The organism is Marinococcus salis (assembly GCF_054971365.1).
This window is the reverse complement of record NZ_JBQOJB010000028.1, coordinates 1-16,851: the sequence shown is the minus strand read 5'-3', so window position 1 is coordinate 16,851 and position 16,851 is coordinate 1. Positions and strand designations below refer to the sequence as shown.

The 16,851-nt window shown below is 43.9% G+C and carries 22 protein-coding genes; 9 read left to right on the top strand and 13 right to left on the bottom strand.

The genetic code is table 11. From position 1 onward, the window contains the following. Nucleotides 1-139: 139 nt before the first annotated feature. The 5 genes from ACTTK6_RS15185 (at nt 140) to ACTTK6_RS15165 (ending at nt 2,259) form a co-directional block, all read left to right on the top strand. Nucleotides 140-661: a DinB family protein gene (locus ACTTK6_RS15185; protein ID WP_462833860.1), complete on the top strand. Its 522-nt coding sequence runs from the start codon at nt 140-142 to the stop codon at nt 659-661. Nucleotides 662-797: 136 nt separating this feature from the next. After that, nucleotides 798-1,082, top strand: coding sequence for an HAD family hydrolase (locus ACTTK6_RS15180; protein WP_462833859.1), 285 nt, complete (start codon nt 798-800; stop codon nt 1,080-1,082). Between the two features lie 9 nt (nt 1,083-1,091). Then, on the top strand, nt 1,092-1,451 hold the full coding sequence (locus tag ACTTK6_RS15175; RefSeq protein ID WP_462833858.1) for an HAD family hydrolase: 360 nt from the start codon (nt 1,092-1,094) through the stop codon (nt 1,449-1,451). A 42-nt stretch (nt 1,452-1,493) separates the two neighbouring features. Further along, a complete protein-coding gene (locus tag ACTTK6_RS15170; protein WP_462833857.1) occupies nt 1,494-1,787 on the top strand; it encodes a hypothetical protein in 294 nt (97 codons plus the stop codon). 76 nt (nt 1,788-1,863) lie between these two features. Continuing rightward, nucleotides 1,864-2,259: a VOC family protein gene (locus ACTTK6_RS15165; RefSeq protein ID WP_462833856.1), complete on the top strand. Its 396-nt coding sequence runs from the start codon at nt 1,864-1,866 to the stop codon at nt 2,257-2,259. A gap of 102 nt (nt 2,260-2,361) precedes the next feature. Here the strand turns inward: ACTTK6_RS15165 and ACTTK6_RS15160 are convergent, their stop codons facing one another. From ACTTK6_RS15160 to ACTTK6_RS15125, 8 genes are all read right to left on the bottom strand, one after another. After that, nucleotides 2,362-3,894, bottom strand: a complete 1,533-nt coding sequence (locus ACTTK6_RS15160; protein WP_280522715.1) for a BCCT family transporter — start codon at nt 3,892-3,894, stop codon at nt 2,362-2,364. A 338-nt stretch (nt 3,895-4,232) separates the two neighbouring features. Beyond that, a complete protein-coding gene (locus ACTTK6_RS15155) occupies nt 4,233-4,856 on the bottom strand; it encodes a malonate decarboxylase holo-ACP synthase (RefSeq protein ID WP_079476696.1) in 624 nt (207 codons plus the stop codon). Then, nucleotides 4,847-6,529, bottom strand: coding sequence for a biotin-independent malonate decarboxylase subunit beta (locus ACTTK6_RS15150; RefSeq protein WP_079476697.1), 1,683 nt, complete (start codon nt 6,527-6,529; stop codon nt 4,847-4,849). Before ACTTK6_RS15150 ends, ACTTK6_RS15155 begins: the two co-directional genes overlap by 10 nt. Beyond that, nucleotides 6,513-6,818 carry a malonate decarboxylase subunit delta gene (locus tag ACTTK6_RS15145; RefSeq protein WP_079476698.1) on the bottom strand — a complete coding sequence of 102 codons (306 nt, stop codon included), beginning with the start codon at nt 6,816-6,818 and terminating at the stop codon, nt 6,513-6,515. The genes ACTTK6_RS15150 and ACTTK6_RS15145 overlap by 17 nt, the downstream gene beginning before the upstream one ends. Next, complete coding sequence (locus ACTTK6_RS15140; protein ID WP_158219189.1) at nt 6,787-7,707, bottom strand: triphosphoribosyl-dephospho-CoA synthase; 921 nt, start codon at nt 7,705-7,707, stop codon at nt 6,787-6,789. Before ACTTK6_RS15140 ends, ACTTK6_RS15145 begins: the two co-directional genes overlap by 32 nt. Nucleotides 7,708-7,720: 13 nt before the next feature. Continuing rightward, nucleotides 7,721-9,367 carry a malonate decarboxylase subunit alpha gene (gene mdcA / locus ACTTK6_RS15135; RefSeq protein ID WP_462833855.1) on the bottom strand — a complete coding sequence of 549 codons (1,647 nt, stop codon included), beginning with the start codon at nt 9,365-9,367 and terminating at the stop codon, nt 7,721-7,723. A 30-nt stretch (nt 9,368-9,397) separates the two neighbouring features. Then, the gene (locus tag ACTTK6_RS15130) at nt 9,398-10,309 is read right to left on the bottom strand and encodes an ACP S-malonyltransferase (RefSeq protein WP_233133443.1); all 912 of its coding nucleotides are present in this window, start codon (nt 10,307-10,309) and stop codon (nt 9,398-9,400) included. A gap of 61 nt (nt 10,310-10,370) precedes the next feature. Then, entirely contained in the window at nt 10,371-11,039 is a 669-nt protein-coding gene (locus tag ACTTK6_RS15125) for a GntR family transcriptional regulator (protein WP_462833854.1), read from the bottom strand. A gap of 164 nt (nt 11,040-11,203) precedes the next feature. On the opposite strand from ACTTK6_RS15125, the gene madL reads away from it, so the two are divergent. Both madL and madM read left to right on the top strand, forming a co-directional pair. Further along, entirely contained in the window at nt 11,204-11,596 is a 393-nt protein-coding gene (gene madL, locus ACTTK6_RS15120; protein WP_079476703.1) for a malonate transporter subunit MadL, read from the top strand. Nucleotides 11,597-11,611: 15 nt separating this feature from the next. After that, nucleotides 11,612-12,376, top strand: coding sequence for a malonate transporter subunit MadM (madM, locus tag ACTTK6_RS15115; RefSeq protein ID WP_462833853.1), 765 nt, complete (start codon nt 11,612-11,614; stop codon nt 12,374-12,376). 174 nt (nt 12,377-12,550) lie between these two features. On the opposite strand, the gene ACTTK6_RS15110 is transcribed toward madM, so the two are convergent. Then, nucleotides 12,551-13,111: a sugar O-acetyltransferase gene (locus ACTTK6_RS15110; RefSeq protein WP_462833852.1), complete on the bottom strand. Its 561-nt coding sequence runs from the start codon at nt 13,109-13,111 to the stop codon at nt 12,551-12,553. Between the two features lie 180 nt (nt 13,112-13,291). Between ACTTK6_RS15110 and ACTTK6_RS15105 the strand changes: the two genes are divergently transcribed. Both ACTTK6_RS15105 and ACTTK6_RS15100 read left to right on the top strand, forming a co-directional pair. Continuing rightward, nucleotides 13,292-13,885: a TetR/AcrR family transcriptional regulator gene (locus tag ACTTK6_RS15105; RefSeq protein WP_079476706.1), complete on the top strand. Its 594-nt coding sequence runs from the start codon at nt 13,292-13,294 to the stop codon at nt 13,883-13,885. Further along, on the top strand, nt 13,882-14,439 hold the full coding sequence (locus tag ACTTK6_RS15100; protein ID WP_462833851.1) for a hypothetical protein: 558 nt from the start codon (nt 13,882-13,884) through the stop codon (nt 14,437-14,439). Before ACTTK6_RS15105 ends, ACTTK6_RS15100 begins: the two co-directional genes overlap by 4 nt. Here ACTTK6_RS15100 and ACTTK6_RS15095 read toward each other — a convergent pair. The 4 genes from ACTTK6_RS15095 to ACTTK6_RS15080 form a co-directional block, all read right to left on the bottom strand. After that, entirely contained in the window at nt 14,430-14,978 is a 549-nt protein-coding gene (locus tag ACTTK6_RS15095) for an MFS transporter (RefSeq protein WP_462833850.1), read from the bottom strand. The genes ACTTK6_RS15100 and ACTTK6_RS15095 overlap by 10 nt on opposite strands. A 9-nt stretch (nt 14,979-14,987) precedes the next feature. Then, nucleotides 14,988-15,581, bottom strand: a complete 594-nt coding sequence (locus ACTTK6_RS15090; protein ID WP_462833849.1) for an MFS transporter — start codon at nt 15,579-15,581, stop codon at nt 14,988-14,990. A 96-nt stretch (nt 15,582-15,677) separates the two neighbouring features. Further along, the gene (locus ACTTK6_RS15085; protein WP_462833848.1) at nt 15,678-16,232 is read right to left on the bottom strand and encodes a TetR/AcrR family transcriptional regulator; all 555 of its coding nucleotides are present in this window, start codon (nt 16,230-16,232) and stop codon (nt 15,678-15,680) included. Nucleotides 16,233-16,303: 71 nt separating this feature from the next. Beyond that, nucleotides 16,304-16,555 (bottom strand): hypothetical protein, encoded by a 252-nt coding sequence (locus tag ACTTK6_RS15080; protein WP_462833847.1) that lies wholly within the window; start codon nt 16,553-16,555, stop codon nt 16,304-16,306. Nucleotides 16,556-16,851 lie beyond the last annotated feature (296 nt).

The window sequence follows — 16,851 nt, the reverse complement described above, 5'->3', positions numbered from 1 at the left end:
TGGATGATATTGGATATAATTTCCAATATTTACTTCTATGACCAACATTTGTTTTCAAACCTGCAACTTAAAAGTAAAAAGCTTGAGAATGGAAAAAAATGATATTAATTGTTTTTTCAATGCCAAGGAGGTAGAAATCATGGTTTTTGATTTATCCGGTGAAAAACATATGACGCCCACGACGGGGCTACTGTACGGGGCGGTAAAAGAAAATAATCAGCGGTTAATCTCTATCACGAAAGGAATGACCCGGGACGAACTGGAATATCAAGGTCCGTCCGGCAAATTCAACAGTACCGCTCAGCTTATCAATCATCTTACGTACGTGGATATCCATTGGGTTTACCGAATCAAAGGTGAGAACCTTCCATCTTCCTTGGAAGAAGCCTATGGTCCAGCCCGGGACAGCCGGGGAAATATTCCTCTTGTACAGGGCTTTTCTCTTCATACGCTCCTGTCTCATTATGAGCAGGTAATTAGTGAACTGGCCGATGTCTGCGTTCGGCTGACCGATCAGGATTTAACTGCCGTTGTTACTTTTGGCCATGAAAATGAAAAACAGGCTACGATCCGCTGGGGACTCTGGCACATGGCCGATCACAGCCGGTATCATCAGGCAAACATCAATCTGCTTAGGCACTGGTATGACCAGCTTTCTTGAGCATAAATTCCCTACTATTTCTTTCAATTCAATTTTTACTTTATCTTCCCTCTATGATACTTTTTTACAATAAATAGGGAAAGAGAGAACTGCTTGTCTTTCTGTCTGGAAATCAAATTTTACAGGAGGCTTTCCTTTGGCCATTGAAGTAGTTTTATTTGATTTGGATCAAACATTGCTCGACAAGCAACAAACACTAAAGCTTTTCGCTGAATACCAGTATGAATGTTTTGCGTTGCAACGTTATGCAGATCTGCATACATTTAAAAATAACTTTATATCCCTGAATAATCAGCCGCTTCCCAAAGCTGTCGTTTACGACGAACTTGGCCGTCAATGTGGTATTCCAGAGAAACTTACTGAAGGATTATTAAAAAATTTAAATGAGTACTTCCCCGAATTCAGCGAGAGCTTTCCATGATTACACCACATGCTTGCAGCTTTACATAAAAAGAATTACAGAATAGGAATTATCACTAACGGGCGTGATTTTTACCAGCGTCACAAGATAACTTCTTTAGCCATCCAACAGTATCTGGATTTTATCGTCACCTCGGGGCAGCTCAACATTCGCAAACCCGATCCGCAAATATTCCAATATGCACTGGATTATTTTCGGGTTCAGGCTGCGAATACAGTATTTATCGGAGATCATCTTGAAGCGGATATCTTTCCTGCTAAAGAAATGGGGATGCTTACAATTCAAAAAACGGAAGACACCTATTCCAGTGCTCACGACAGTACAGATCGTCTAGAGGATCTTCCCCCGCTAATCGAAAAATGGACCTAGTATAAAGCATAAAAAATCTAGTTGGATAGAGGAGCACCGCCTATGAATCTAAAATGCGTTATTGATGAACATCATTATTCATCAGTTCGTCGCTGGGCCAGCGGTTCTCAGCAATGGATTCCGGATAAGATGTCTTCTGACGTATCATTGGTTTTATTCCTGCCACCACCACCGTATTCTTTTATTGTGGGCTGCGGGGTTTGCAATTCTGACCATGAAGCCGTACGCTCTCTGCTTCTGTTTAAAGACCCGGAGGCCTCCTACTATCTTTCGTTTCCATTATATGCAGGGGAACTAAAGCTATTGGAGGGAGAGACCTTTGAAAGGCAATTTTAGTACATAACCCTGGTTTGACTGGTGCTTTACAGCGTATCATTTTCGATTATTTCAAAGATGAAAAGGAGAAACTCCCATGAACGGACACATTCACCATATCGAGCTTTATGTATCCGACCTCGAACGCTCGAAGACCTTTTGGCAATGGCTGCTCGAGGAACTTGGCTATCATATCTATCAGCAATGGCCGGAGGGCATCAGCTTTAAATTGGCTTCCTCCTACATCGTATTTGTACAGACGGAGGATCGTTTTCTGGATGTTCCCTATCACCGGCGCCGGACTGGGTTAAACCATATAGCTTTTCATGCCCGATCGAAATCCCATGTGGATCAAATGACCGAAAAGCTGCGGGCAGCGGACGCCCCCATTCTTTATGAAGATCTTCACCCCTTTGCCGGTGGGGACGATCACTATGCAGTCTATTTTGAAGACCCTGACCGTATTAAAGTAGAACTCGTGGCTCCAACATGAAGCTGACTACCTTTGAGAGAAGCAGAAATTCGAACTGTATCTATAAAATAGATGTACATAAAAAAAGAACTCCTAATATTATCAGGAGTTCTAAAAGCCACTTTAGGAAGCCTTATCTGGTTTATCGGCATTTCTGCTTTTATCCTTTGTTTCAACGTCTTTTTCTTCCCGGAGTGCTTTAAACAGCGAGTACACCATTAATATCATCACAATGGAAAATGGAAGGGCCGATATAATCATGACGTTTTGCAGCGCATTAATTCCTCCCGAGTACAGCAGCACGGCCGCTGTAGCAGAAAGCATGACTCCCCAGATGAACTTCACTACAGCAGAAGGGTTCATCGAGCCGTTGGAGGTCTGCATGCCGAGTACAAATGTAGCGGAGTCAGCCGAAGTGATAAAGAAAGAAACAATTAACAATAGTGCAATTGTGGACATAACGGTGCTGAGCGGGTATTGGTCAAATACTCCGAAAATCGCTTCTTCGGGAGCCAGCGAGGCAATATCTGCCATACCGCTGCTTTGTACGTTTAAGGTGGCCCCGCCAAACAGCGAAAACCAGACGAAGCTGACAATTGATGGTACCAAAATGACGCCGATCGTAAACTCCTTCAGAGTACGCCCTCTCGACACACGGGCAATAAATATTCCTATAAAAGGCGTCCATGAGATCCACCAGGCCCAGTAGAAAATCGTCCATGTATTAATCCACTCTCTTGTATTTTCAGATGTGGGAGCGATTCGGAAGCTCATCTGCGGAAGCGTCTGCAAATACGTACCGAGTGTATTTGTAAACAAATTCATGGAAAATAATGTTGGGCCGACAAAAAGCATTAAGACAAACAAAATAATCGTTAAATATATGTTTGCGTTACTCAGGAATTTAATTCCTTTGTTCAAGCCCGTATACGCTGACACTAAAAACATGGCAGTAATAACAACAATGACTATCAACTGCATCGTATAGTTGTTCGGGGTGTTAAACAAATAGGACATACCACCGGAAACCTGTGTTACGCCAATACCAAGGACGGTGGCAATCCCCGAGACTGTTGTAATCAGAGCGATAATATCTACAATTTTTCCACCGATGCCTTTTTCGTTCATAATCGGACTGAGCATGGCGCTTACCATGCCGGGCGCACCTCGGCGGAACGTAAAGTAGGCAAAACAAATACCTGTAATCCCATAAATCGCCCATGGATGTATGCCCCAATGCAAAAACATGTACCTCATTGAATCGAGAAGCGCCTGCTCCGTTCCTGCATCTGCTTCCGGGGCGCTTGTGGCATAGTGCGACACTGTTTCCGCCCCGCTCCAGAACACAAGACCGACTCCCATACCCGAGCTGAACAGCATCGCAAACCAGGTGGGATAGCTGTATTCGGGGCGGTCCTCCGGTCTTCCGAGACGAATGTTGCCATATCTGCTGAAAATAAAATAAATACATAAAAGTACACATGCTGATACAATTAAAAGATAGTACCATCCAAAATGAGTCGATACAAACGACCTTACAACAGAACTTGCGTTAAAAAACGATTGCGGAATTGCGACTCCGACAATCGCCATGATAAGCAGTATCACTAAGGCTCCGTAAAACACAAAACCTACTCTTGGTTTTTGATTATCCACGACGGGGGCTCCTTCCTCTTTTCACAGCGGCTCAAAATATGGAACTAATTGCTCTAGAAACCTTCTTATTAACGTTAAAATAAGTGATTCCCGCCGCATTTACAGCGTAAACCCCCTGTCTACAGATCTAATTAATAACCCAAAACCGGTGAAAATCAAGGAAGGGCGGGCGCTTTTCAAATATAAATTAGAGGAACATAAAATGAGTAATCGACTCCGCCAATCCAAAATAGGTACCACGGCTTCCCAATAGTTATGGTGCTTATAAGGCTTATAAACCCAGTATTCAATTAATTTATTCCGAGTAGCTGAAAGAATATTTAGGAGAAGTTGCTATACTAAAATACTTTTTCTCTATCAAAGAGCCTGGGTCCATTTTTGGTACGTACTAACATTTTTGAGTGCTTTCCTAGATAATCCTCTAACGCTATAGCTCCGATTTCAGCTTCGAGCAGTACATCAACACGTGCCGAAAGGTTTTGAATTTTCTCTCTTAAAGTTTCCATCTTTTTTATATTTTGTTCATCAACGCGAATAATAATGTCTACATCGCTGTGCATATTTATTGTATTCATTTTTGACACCAGTTCAAACCCTGTACTGCCGCCCGGGCCCCAGGCCAATCTTTCTCTTCGGAGCAGCTTGTCCAAAGCTAGCATCGCTTCTATCTGGGGCAGTACTCTTCTATTTCCCTCTAATTCTTTCCACATTTTCTGATGAATAATCTCTTCCGGTGGGATAACCTTTTCTGCATTTTCTTCATCTACCCAGGCCGCCATTCGCTCAGCCCGGTTTTCACCACGTATCCCGACCGGAATTTTCTTATTCACAATCTCAGCTCTTCGTACAACGACATAGGGAGCTTTCTTTAATGAAAAAATTGCCCAGGCAGGAAGAGGTTCACTTGTCTCGAGCGCCTGGGCTCCATTAATTTTTACTAAATCATGCACGTTTATATCCATTGTTCCTCCATCTTTTCCCGAACGTTGATGGAAGCTATGCGTCCTTCTTTCACTGCCTGGGCTGTCTTCCAGCGGTGATTAATATCTAACCCTTTTTCCTGGACGTCTGCAAGCTGGGAAAGAATATGTTGTTCTATCAATTCCTTATCTTTTACATCCGGTGTTCCCGGGGACTCTGTATGCACCAGCTCGTCCAGGGCCCCCAGCTTCTTAAAGGAATGAATATCATAGCCAGTAGCTGGAACAGTTTCCGACGCCCGCTCTACTTCTTCAACAGTCCGCAGGGTAACCCGTGCTGCCGATTCTTTAGACATTACCTGTACTTGAACGTGGTCATCGTCTAAGGCAATTATTCTATTTCCCTGCATTCCATGGGAAAGAAAAGCTCCAGATATAGCTTTCCCCACTATCAGCGTTATGATGGGGTGTCCTTCCATACGGGCTGTGGCATAGGCATCTACAGCGGCTGCACAAGAAAGATGAATACCTGCCATCTCTTCATTATAGCCATAGGCCTGACTTGGTGTATCAACAACGGCTACAATAGGCCTTTTCAGACTATTTTTGTCTTCTTCAACAATACTATTAATGTATTCCGCTAGTTTCCATCCTTCTTCAAGTCCAAATTCTCCGTCTGTGGCCCTGCGGTATTTTGCTTCTGCATTTGGAACGACCGCTAAAAAACAAGCTTCTTGCTCTCCCACTTTTCCGCTTCCGTATAGTACAGAAGGAATTTCCTCCATATGGGCGGCATTTTTTCCTGTAAATACCTCAAACCACTTTTCTCCCCTACTTTCAGCAGACTGGTTAACAGGGCCAGAGTTTTTCTGCACGCTACTATTATTGGAATGAGTTATTTCTCTAAAAATTTCAGGCTGGATTCTCTTACTGGGATCGTGCTGATTAACAATCTGCCTGTAACGGTATATTTGCCTGCTTCTGGGTTCTTCTGCAGAATCGCTTGTGAATAAGGCATTTATTTTCGCTTTGAAACTATCGATATCATCTTCAGATAATGCATCTGCTAAATTTGTTTTTACGCGTTGCTCTCCGCCAATAACTCTCCATACCAACCGCCGATCGGAAGAATCAAGCTCCGTAATACCTGCTTCCTGCTCAATAACTTCAGGCCCGTTTAAACACATCCTGCCTTCTTTAGTCATAATAAGTTTACTGCACAGGCCGGCACTAATGGCCATACCTCCAAATACGCCGATTTTTCCAGGAATAATACCGATTACAGGTACATATTCCCTAAGCGCTATTATTGCTGCATGAATTTCAGCAATCGTCAGTAGACCGTAATTTGCTTCCTGGAGCCTGACGCCCCCTGTATCCAGAACCAGAACTACCTGCGTAGAAAGGCCGTTTTGATTATCACGCAAAGCAAGCTCCAGGGCTCCGGCAATTTTTGCCCCGGCTACTTCCCCGATACCCCCGCCCTGAAATTGGCCCTCTGTCGCAATTATAACGGTTCTTTTTCCTTCCAGTAAGCCCTTGCCAATCACTACTCCATCATCACTTTGTGGTACGATTCCCTGAGCCGGAAGGTGTGGAGACTCTATTCCATCGAAAGGGCCCAACAGCTCTTCGCAGGTATTTTCATCTAATAAAGCATGCACCCGGTCTCTTGCATTTAAGTCTGTGAGGCTCTGTTTATTGGTTAACTTCATCGTTTCCCTCCTCTAGTGCTTGTTCAAGTCGAAGCTTTACTACCCCGGGGGTAGCGCCGAAATCGTTTACTTGGATATGAACTGCCGGCTCGTTTTCTTCCATGAATCGATCAAGCACATACCTCCACATGTCTTCAAATCCGTCTAAACTCGTTCTTATTTCCACAGTGCTCTGTTCGCCAGCAGCAGGCCGCATCAATACTTCCAGGTCCCCAGAACCAACAATGCCTGTGTGAGCTTTTTTTTGAATAGATTTACTAGCGGGATACTCCAGCGTGAGTGTATTCATGGATATGTTTCTCCTTCCGCAAATATTTTAAGTCATTAGAAGTTTTTAATGAGTTGAAGCATACAGCGTCAATGTATAGCGTGGCTGCCAGCATATCAGCACATCCCCCCGGCGAAGCGTTTTTTTCGATAAGCTCTTTATCAAGCTCCAGCAATAGATCCCGTCCGTCTTTATATGCCACTCCCCCCGATAACAGGATCAGGGAAGCTTTGTCATGCATACTTGCAAGCGCCTCAGAGCCTGCCCGGTGCAGCACACAGGTATCAGAAAGGGAAGCCATAATGGCAACTAAAGTGTTCAAGCGGGAGGTTTTCTCTGTAAACCCTTTTTTTCTGCTGTTCCAAAGCATTGGAAGCCCTACCTCCGTCACGTGAGGAAATCCAGACCCAGCCTCCCCTTTCGCGCCAGAAATATTATATTGGATTTCTGCCTGTCTCCCATTGGTTTTAGCCGCTCCTGCGCTGGGATCCTTAAGAAGTGCCAGTCCGCCGACCAGCCTGGCCAGTCTTTTTCGGGATATTTCTTCTGAGTTCATCGAAGCCATGACGGCAGTAAAAAGACCAAGCGCCCAAATAGCTCCTTTGTGTGTATTTACTCCTTCGGTAGCCAGAAACATATTCTTTTCCGCAACCCGCCCAATTTGACCAATATCCTCTCGCAGCGCTTGATTTAACTCAGCCTCATAAGCCCTTTTGGCAATATGATAAAAGGAATTCTGCAATGCTTCTGCGGAACGGTACATCAGCCTGTAATTCAGGTCCGTGTGCGAACCGTTTTGGTATTTGTCCACTAATCCAGGCTTGGGTGAGAGAGCCACTTCCTGAATTAAAGCCTGCGTGGCTGCTTCTGAAAGCATTTCACCGCATTCCGACGCGCTTTGCCATTTCATTTGTTTGTCCTCCCTACCACGTTTTAAATTTTTCAGGCGGCTCGTACAAGCCATCCGACCACTCCACCAGCTCATCAATATTTTTTGCTGCGAGCAGAGAACGGCTTGCCTGGCTTCTTTTAATCTCCATATCCTCTGGAAGAGCTAAAATGCCTCTCTTTCTTAGTGCTTCTGTTGTTTTCTTGTCAGCTTGTCTTCCAAGCGGTGTAATGCCGGCAATGGCTGAAATTGCATCTTTCTTTTCTTCCGGGCTGTCCGAGCGGTACAAATAAGCAATACCCTCTTCCGTAACAACATGGGTGACATCATTTCCATATATCATTACCGGAGCGTTAGGCAGGCCGGATTCTTTTGCCACTTCTGCTGCGTCTAGAGAATCAACAAACACCGGCTGATTCCCTGACTGGTGCGTTTCCACCATTTGAACTACCAGCTTTTTTCCTTTGGCCAGTGAGTCCTCAGATGTTCTCATGTTCAGCCATGCCGGAGTAGCATGCCTTCTGCCTCCAGGATCATGACCCATGTTCGGAGCGCCTCCGAATCCTGACAACCTTCCGTTGGTTACGGTGGAGGAATTCCCGTAGCTGTCCATTTGGAGTGTGGAGCCGACAAACATATCCACAGCGTACTGTCCTGCTAATTGAGACAAGGTCCGGTTGGATCTCATAGAACCATCTGCGCCAGTAAAAAACACGTCCGGACGCTGTTCTATATACTTCTCCATCCCCACTTCTCCCCCGAAGCAGTGTACGCTGTCGACCCAGCCGCTTTCAATAGCAGGAATAAGAGAAGGATGAGGATTCAGGGCCCAGTGCTTACATATTTCCCCACGCAGGCCGAGACTCTCACCGTAGGTAGGGAGCAGCAGTTCAATTGCTGTAGTATTAAACCCAATACCATGATTTAGTGACTGAACTTCGTGTTTTTGGTAAATGCCCTTTATCGCATACATCGCCATCAAAATTTGTATTTCTGAAATATGCCGGGGGTCTCTTGTAAACAGTGGCTCTAATTGGTACGGTTTATCCGCTTCAACGATATAATCCACCCATGACCCTGGTATGTCTACCCGTGGCAGTTCGTCTGTAATTTCATTTACCTGCACTACTACAAAACCATCACGAAATGCAGCAGCTTCGATCAATGTCGGCGTTTCTTCAGTGTTAGGCCCTGTATACAGATTCCCGTGTTTGTCTGCTTTATCTGCAGCCACCAACGTAATATTTGGGGTTAAGTCGATAAACAAACGACCGTACAGTTCAATATACGTATGAATGCCGCCTACCTTCATGGTCCCGTCCTCTATCATTTGAGCTGTTCGAAGACTTTGCGGCCCTGCATACGCGAAATCTATATTTGTAGCAATTCCTTCTTCAAAAAGATCCAAATGCTCGGGTCTTGAAATGCTAGACATAATCATATGAAGGCCGTGGACCTTATTTTTATTCACATGCATCAGCGCCTCGGACAAAAAAGATGCTTGTTTCTGATTATTTCCTTCCATCACGACCTTGTCCTTTGGCTTAATTAAATATTCCAGGGCACCTACAATATTTTCCGTAGGAATAATTTTATTTCCAGTAATCGCTTTCATTTTTTCCTTTGTTTCATTTTTAGCATCTCTTCTTTTTGTCCAGGAAGTAATTGTTGAAGTATTCATAGCTTGGACCTCCTCTATACTAATTCATTATTAATTGTATCTTTTTATAAGCTCCAGACAGTTGTCTGCTCCCTGCGTTTGAATGGATAATCCTCTGGCATCTGTGAAGGTCTGGTTAATGATATTCGATAACACTGATCGCGGGGAAAGCTCGATAAAAAGCCGGGCTCCCCTCTCATAATACATACACATAGCGTCATGCCAACGCACCGGCTTTTTAATACTCTCTGACAGATCCTTTCTTATTTTTTCCGGATCCGTTACAGCTCGTGCCGAGACATTAGCGGCATAGGGAATGCTGGCTCTCTGTACAGAAGCTTTTTCCAGCTCTAGCCGCATCTGTTCAGCTATTCTTTCCATAAACGGAGAATGGGAAGGCACCTTTACATTAAGCATTTTCGCAGATGAAGCGCCTGCTTTCGACAATGCTTTCAGGGCTTTCTGAACATTTTGTATCGTCCCGGAAATAGTTATTTGTGTGTTCGAGTTAATATTTGAGATAAACACACTTTCCTGTAATGAGAGCGAGGATATGATACTTTGCACATGCCTTTCCGTCATCCCATTCACAGCTCCCATTCCAAAACCACTTGAAAATTCACTTTCCATTAACTCCCCCCTTTTTGCCACTAAAGTTAGTGCTTTACTAAATGGCAGCGCATTCGATAGTACAGAGGAAGTAAAAGCTCCAACGGAATGCCCTGCTGTAAAATGGGGCTTTGCGCCGCTCTCTTTCAGCAACTCCCCCATAGCTATACTCCAAATAAATAATACTAATTGGACAGCGTAGGTTGAGGATAATGCCGATTCTTTGTCAAGATTCCGGACGTTAAGCTGCAAAACATCGCTTGCTTCTTCGATGGTGTTATTAATAATTTTTTGATCTGGCAGCTCATTTAACATATTTGATTTTTGGGAGCCCTGGCCGGGACATAAAAACACTATGCTCAAAGTATCACCTCTATATAGTCGATTGTCGACAATTCTCTAACGAGACTTTAATTTACGTCTCGTTAGAAGATGTTTTAAATACATTTTCCTTTATATTTTTTATTACGTCAGCGTTATGGGTCTCTAATAAATCAGCGGCTTTGTGCCACTCTTGCTGTTCAAGTAATTTTAAGAGTTCCTCGTGTTCTCTTATAGACTTTTCGATGTTTCCTTTCAGCGAAAAAGATAGATTTTGTATGGTTAACAAGGGTTGGCCAAGCCTGGTGTAGGTTTCTTTAATAACTTCGCTTCCACTCATTATAACCATGCACATGTGAAAAGAGTGGTTCAACTGCGTATAATCTTCTTCTCTTTCCATGTTTTTCATTTCTGAAAGGATACGCTTCATCTCTTCTAATGTATTTGTGTCAGTACCGTTAGCCATGATCCTTTTCATTACTAATGCTTCTAAATTGTTCCGGATTTCCAGTAAATCATAAATTTCGCTTTCTGTGTAAGTTCTTACCACCGCTCCCCGGCGCGGGATTTTTTCTACCAGGCCATCTACTGTAAGCAAAAAGATTGCTTCTCTTACAGGAGCTCTGCTTGTACCGTACGCTTCAGCATAAAAAGCTTCATTCAGCTTATGTCCTGGCTGCAGCTGGCCGGCTATAATCTTTTTTGAAATATGCTCAGCAATCTTTTGAGAAAGAGCGTTATTCGATAGGTCTATTGAGCTCATAATAAAAACTCCTAAATTTTTATTTTCAAAAATTTTTGAATTATTATTGCATTCTTACTACTTGCATTTTATTATAAAGCAAACAGTAGATTGTCGACAATATTTTTTTTAACATTTTTGTAAGCGCTTACTGATTTTAAAATTTTTATTAAGGAGACGATCACATGGTTATTTTTGGTGTAGCTCTACTGGCTTTTTGTATGCTGCTCGGTGTCTACTTTGGAGATCTTTTAGGAATAGTGATGGGGGTAGATGCAAATATTGGCGGTGTCGGAATCTCGATGGTCTTCCTTGTGCTTATCGTCGATTATTTAAAGCGAAACAAAAAAATCACCCAGAAATCTGAAGACGGAATGGCTTTCTGGGGTGCCATGTACATCCCTATTGTCATTGCCATGTCTGCTCAGCAAAACGTAGTAGGAGCCATTTCCGGAGGGCCCATGGCAATCACAGCCGGTGTGCTCGCGGTTGCTGCCAGTTTTGCCCTCGTACCGGTAATTACTAAAATAGGCCAGCAAAAAGATGAAGAATACGTGACGAAGAAGATCTTTAAATAAGAGGAGGAATGGTTAATGATAGACTCACTGCAATCCATATTAGCAGAAAATGGGCTGATTACTGCCTTCGCTGTCGTCGGCATCACAATGTACCTCTCTTACTTTCTCTCTGACAAGCTTACAAAAGGGCGTCTTCACGGGTCTGCTATCGCTATTCTTTTAGGTCTTTTGCTGGCCTATATTGGAGGGGTTGTTACAGGCGGAGAATCCGGTCTGGCCGATATTCAGATATTCTCAGGGATTGGACTTATGGGAGGTGCTATGCTCAGGGACTTGGCTATTGTAGCTACAGCTTTTGGAGCTAGTATTGAGGAGATTAAAAAAGCTGGCTTCAGCGGTATTGTTGCTTTATTTGCCGGCATTGTCGTTTCTTTTCTCATTGGGGTAGTAGTTGCACTATTATTTGGCTACACCGACCCAGTCGAGATTACTACGATTGGCGGCGGCGCTGCTACTTATATTGTCGGTCCGGTTGTTGGGACAGCCCTGGGAGCGAGTTCAGAGGTTATCGCCCTCAGCATAGCCGCCGGTTTGGTAAAGTCTATTCTCGTTATGATCGCCACACCATTTTTCGCAAAGCTTATTGGCTTAGACAACCCACGGTCAGCGATGGTTTTTGGAGGATTGATGGGCACGACCAGTGGGGTAGCAGGCGGTTTAGCTGCCACTGATCCCAAGCTTGTTCCCTACGGAGCCATGACTGCTACTTTCTACACAGGCTTAGGCTGTTTGATCGTCCCTTCATTTTTATATTTTCTTGTTCGAACATTTGCCGGGTAAATTGAAAACATGCTTTTATATAAAATGATGAAGATCGCCTGTGCTTCCAGGGGATCTTATTATTTTGCCTGAAGTGTCAGTTAAAAAATGAATTTCCGTATTTTTCATCGTATTCGTAAAAACCATATCGGTATATACACATTATAAAGATATACCCTTCTTCTGGGCACAGCTTTATTGGTCCAACCGTTTTATAAAACCGGCCGGATTACCACCTACAAGCGTCCGGGCAGAAACATCCTTTGTAACGACTGCTCCCGATGCAATTACTGCGCCGTCTTCAATGCGAATGCCGGGATTAATAATGGCTCCTCCACCGATCCACACGTTATCCCCTATCGTCACAGGCGAACCGTACTCCTGCAGCGTAGCCCGTGCTGCTTCCCCCATCGGGTGATTGACGGTATATATGTGTACCCCGGGCCCTAGCATTACTCCGTCGCCAAACGTAATTGGCGCCTCGTCGAGCATGACGCAGTTGACGTTGGCAAAAAAGCGGTCCCCAAGGTGGATATTGTAGCCGTAATCACACCAGAACGGCGCCCCGATACGGGCTTCCTTTCCCATCGTCCCTACAATTTCCTGTAGTATCTGCTTGCTTTTTTCTTTTCCCCGTATACTGATGGTGTTATAGTCTTCGAGCAGCAGCTTCGTTTGGAGCCGTTCCGCTGCAAGCTCCGAATCGTGCGGGAGAAAAAGTTCTCCATCCATCATTTTTTCTTTCTCGCTTTTCATTTGCACACCTCTTTTAGTTCACTTCTTAAGTATTCAATGCTTTTCTATGCCCACTATACCATTATTCATTTGAACCTGGAGACTTGTTTTGCAGAATGTTCCAGAAAATGCTTTTCTTTTTAACACACTTGTATTAAAAAGTGCTATACTTGCATTAATTTCTAAGTATTGAGGTGTACGATGCCAAAACTCATTGACCACAAAAAGAAAAAAGAGCAGATTATTGAGTATACATGGCAGTCCATTGTGAACAGCGGTGCGAAAGGCGCGACGGTAAGAAATATCGCAAAGCTGGCGAAAATGACGCCGGGACAGATCCGTTACTACTATCCCACCCATAGTGCACTGCTGGATGCGGTTATGGAAAAAGTAAATCATAAGGTGAGCCAACGAATCCAGGAGATTTTTGGGCAAGAAACGTTACCCGAAAAGGAGCGGATCATCCAGGCGATACTTGCGGTGCTTCCTTTAGATGATGACCGGTACGCAGACATGGAAGTGTGGATGGCTTTTCAGTACGAAATCCATCAGGCAGGAACAAATTCTATGGGAGACGAGATACGTATGCTCATTCAAAAATCCCTACAGCATTTAAATGAAAAACAAATGCTCCAGAAGGATCTGCCTCTAGAGTTCACTACAATGCGCGCTCATGCTCTAGTTGATGGTCTGGCACTGCATAAATTGTTAACTCCTGACCGCATAGACAATAAAGATGCCATTAAACTGATTCGTGCCGAAGTGCATTCCTGGCTGAAGGAGGAGTATCAATGAATTTCATCCTGCTGTTGATTATTGGGATCGAAATAGCCTTTTGGGTTGTTATTGCCGCCGGGTTAATCGCTCGCTACGTGTTTCAATTACCGAGATTAGGGCTGTTTCTTCTCGCTTTAACCCCCGTACTGGATTTGATTCTTTTGATTGCAGCTTCAGCAGACCTTTTACGAGGAGCAGCCGCGACCACGGCTCATGCCATTGCTGCTATTTATATCGCGGTCTCCATTGTTTTTGGAAAGCATATGATCCGATGGGCCGACGAACGCTTCAGGTATTATATTATGAGACAGGGCAGCAAGCCCTCCAGGCTTTACGGCTATGCATACTCCCGAAAGTACTTTAAGGACTGGCTCAAGCACGTATTGGCGTACGTTTTAGGCACGGGACTTTTGTGGGTAGTAATTTTCCTTGTCAATGATGCAGGCAGAACCGAAGCATTGAGCGGCACTATTAAACTTTGGTCGCTCGTCGTGATGATTGACTTAGTTATTTCCATTACGTATTTCATATGGCCGCGCGAAGCAAAACATAGAGAGAAAATTCATGAATAATATGCACGGCTGAAATGTTGCCGGGTTTTGTATTGAAAAACCAATGAAACGTAACCAATCATTGCAGCGGCAAGAAAGAGCATATGGTATCCAAACAGGCCAGCGAGGATGCCGGAAACAACAGATCCAACAGCCTGGCCCAGGGCAAGCACTAAAAACGGAAGCCCCAGCCCAATAGATGGATTTGTCCGGAACACCGACCCCCCCCAAACGATTAAAACTCCCGTGATGAAAACATAAGAACTCCCAAATAGAAACGGAGATAAAATCCCCACGATAGAATTGCCGGGCCAGCCTCCCAAAAGTAAAGAGGCGGTGGATAACGTCACTACCGACATCCTGAACGCCTTCATAATACCAAACCGGTTAATGAAGATACCGGCGGTGCCGCCCAACAAGCCTGCCAAACCAATGATAACCCAGAACCAGTCCCCCAGATAGGCAGGTACGCTGGCTAAATTCACTATAAAATCCCGCGAAAAGGTCCAATACGCCGCCGAAGAGCCTCCCAAAAGCAGCGAGGCCAGTATCAGCTGCACAGACTGCCTCTACTCCTGCTTCACGAACCCAGTCGGACTCTTTTCTCCATACGCCTGCGTACGGGGAAGTACTTTATAATTGGCAGCAAGCACCATAACAGCAATAATCATAAAGATCACATATGTTGCACGCCAGCTGTCCACCATCATAATTGCAACCACCCCAGTGAAAGCCGTACCTATGCTTGTGCCGGAATTAATCCAGGCATTCGCCTGGTTTTGCCTGTTGGATTCGACGTTTGTATTTACAATACTGGCGTACGGTGGAGAGGATAACCCCGTGTTCATTCCTGCTAAAAATATTCCTGCGCCAAGCCCCACCGGCGTCAAAGAAACAGAAATGACGCCAAGTCCAACGACCGACAAAGCCCCCGCCGTCACTAAAATGAGCCTCGAAGCCACCGTCCGGGAAAATACCATCGCTGCGACAATGGCTATACAGTATGCCACGTAGGATAAAGAGGAGATAATCCCGCTCATAGATTGAGTCATATTAATTGCTTCGTTGATATAGGGAAGCATCAGCCCGTAGCTGAACCGGGACAGCCCGTAAGTAACTGCAATCATAGGCAGGCCGGCAAGTATTAATTTATTCGCATTCATGTTCGTTCGCTCCTTTTTGCTTATTTATTGATTGTTCATTCAATAAATGTTAAAAATAAGAGCCATAAGGCTTACCATAGATGCCTATGGCCATTATTACTGGCTGTCTGCCCGCATGTTCTTCGCTATACGAAAAGCCGCCTCTTCCACTTTCTCCATGGCCATAACCTGAGCCGTTGAAGTGATGCCCTCCAAAATCATTACCAGCTGCGTTCCAAGCTGCCTGGAAGAATTAAAGGTTTTGAGCTCCTGTTCAATCTTTTGCTGCAGGGTTTTTTTATGCTCCTTACTCAGGGCGGCAATTTCCTCATTCACCCCTTCATACTCCTGCTTCGCTCTTAAGAACAGACACCCGTTCAATCCGTCTGTTTTCATCCAGTCTGTATGCGCTTTGATAAGGGTTTCTACATACGCGGCGAAACCATTGTCTCTATCGATTTCCTTTTGTAAGAAATCAAAATACCGCAGCTCTCTTCGCTTCAGTATTTCCACAATTAACGTTTCTTTAGAATGAAAATGATAGTACATCGTCATTGGGGCCACACCGACTTCATTTAAAATACTTTTAACCCCGACAGCATGAAACCCGTGCTGATAAAAGAGATTTTCTGCAGTGTTCAATATAACCTCTTTTTTCGATACACCTCTCATGGAAAACCTCCCTTTATTTATTGAACGTTCATTATAATAAACCATAACATATTTTATCGCTTAATGTTACTTTATTGTTTTTTCTTCCTGATTTTCTCTGCTGTATCGTCTAAAAATTCATCAATATTATATTCTTTATAATCGTCCCGAATTTTATCTATAATAATATTTTTTGCTTCCTGTTCTGTATAACCTTTTTCTATGATATTCAGTAATTCAGCATGATACGTATGCTTGTACTCCTCTTCCCCGGCTGAAATATTTTCAGCATCCCTGCCCCAGATAATACCGACAATTTCTTCTAAAAACTCCCGATATTCCATATCTTTTCCCCTTTTCAAGTAGAATGTGGTAGTTCCATTATACTTCATCCTTTTAGAAATTTTGACTTTATTTATTAGGTTAACCTGATAAATAATTTAAATATGCAGAGTCTCATCAACATCAAAATTGGCAGACACCAGTCAACCAGGTTTCTTATAAGTCTTTAAAGCTGTTCGTTTGGTCCGAAAACAATTTTTAAAATAAAAAAGTAATTAAATGGCTCAACACCAAAATATGTTCTTGACCCTTCAATACTGCACCCGCTTGTCGTTACACTCTAAAAGCAGGCGTTGTT

Coding starts and splice junctions, on each gene's coding strand:
- ACTTK6_RS15140 (WP_158219189.1), bottom strand. CDS start 7,707: ATGAAATGGCAAAGCGCGTCGGAATGCGGTGAAATGCTTTCAGAAGCA.
- ACTTK6_RS15080 (WP_462833847.1), bottom strand. CDS start 16,555: ATGGAATATCGGGAGTTTTTAGAAGAAATTGTCGGTATTATCTGGGGC.
- ACTTK6_RS15090 (WP_462833849.1), bottom strand. CDS start 15,581: ATGAATGCGAATAAATTAATACTTGCCGGCCTGCCTATGATTGCAGTT.
- ACTTK6_RS15175 (WP_462833858.1), top strand. CDS start 1,092: ATGCTTGCAGCTTTACATAAAAAGAATTACAGAATAGGAATTATCACT.
- ACTTK6_RS15145 (WP_079476698.1), bottom strand. CDS start 6,818: ATGAATACACTCACGCTGGAGTATCCCGCTAGTAAATCTATTCAAAAA.
- ACTTK6_RS15185 (WP_462833860.1), top strand. CDS start 140: ATGGTTTTTGATTTATCCGGTGAAAAACATATGACGCCCACGACGGGG.
- ACTTK6_RS15125 (WP_462833854.1), bottom strand. CDS start 11,039: ATGAGCTCAATAGACCTATCGAATAACGCTCTTTCTCAAAAGATTGCT.
- ACTTK6_RS15105 (WP_079476706.1), top strand. CDS start 13,292: ATGCCAAAACTCATTGACCACAAAAAGAAAAAAGAGCAGATTATTGAG.
- madL (WP_079476703.1), top strand. CDS start 11,204: ATGGTTATTTTTGGTGTAGCTCTACTGGCTTTTTGTATGCTGCTCGGT.
- ACTTK6_RS15085 (WP_462833848.1), bottom strand. CDS start 16,232: ATGAGAGGTGTATCGAAAAAAGAGGTTATATTGAACACTGCAGAAAAT.
- mdcA (WP_462833855.1), bottom strand. CDS start 9,367: ATGAATACTTCAACAATTACTTCCTGGACAAAAAGAAGAGATGCTAAA.
- ACTTK6_RS15150 (WP_079476697.1), bottom strand. CDS start 6,529: ATGAAGTTAACCAATAAACAGAGCCTCACAGACTTAAATGCAAGAGAC.
- madM (WP_462833853.1), top strand. CDS start 11,612: ATGATAGACTCACTGCAATCCATATTAGCAGAAAATGGGCTGATTACT.
- ACTTK6_RS15155 (WP_079476696.1), bottom strand. CDS start 4,856: ATGGATATAAACGTGCATGATTTAGTAAAAATTAATGGAGCCCAGGCG.
- ACTTK6_RS15110 (WP_462833852.1), bottom strand. CDS start 13,111: ATGAAAAGCGAGAAAGAAAAAATGATGGATGGAGAACTTTTTCTCCCG.
- ACTTK6_RS15165 (WP_462833856.1), top strand. CDS start 1,864: ATGAACGGACACATTCACCATATCGAGCTTTATGTATCCGACCTCGAA.
- ACTTK6_RS15170 (WP_462833857.1), top strand. CDS start 1,494: ATGAATCTAAAATGCGTTATTGATGAACATCATTATTCATCAGTTCGT.
- ACTTK6_RS15100 (WP_462833851.1), top strand. CDS start 13,882: ATGAATTTCATCCTGCTGTTGATTATTGGGATCGAAATAGCCTTTTGG.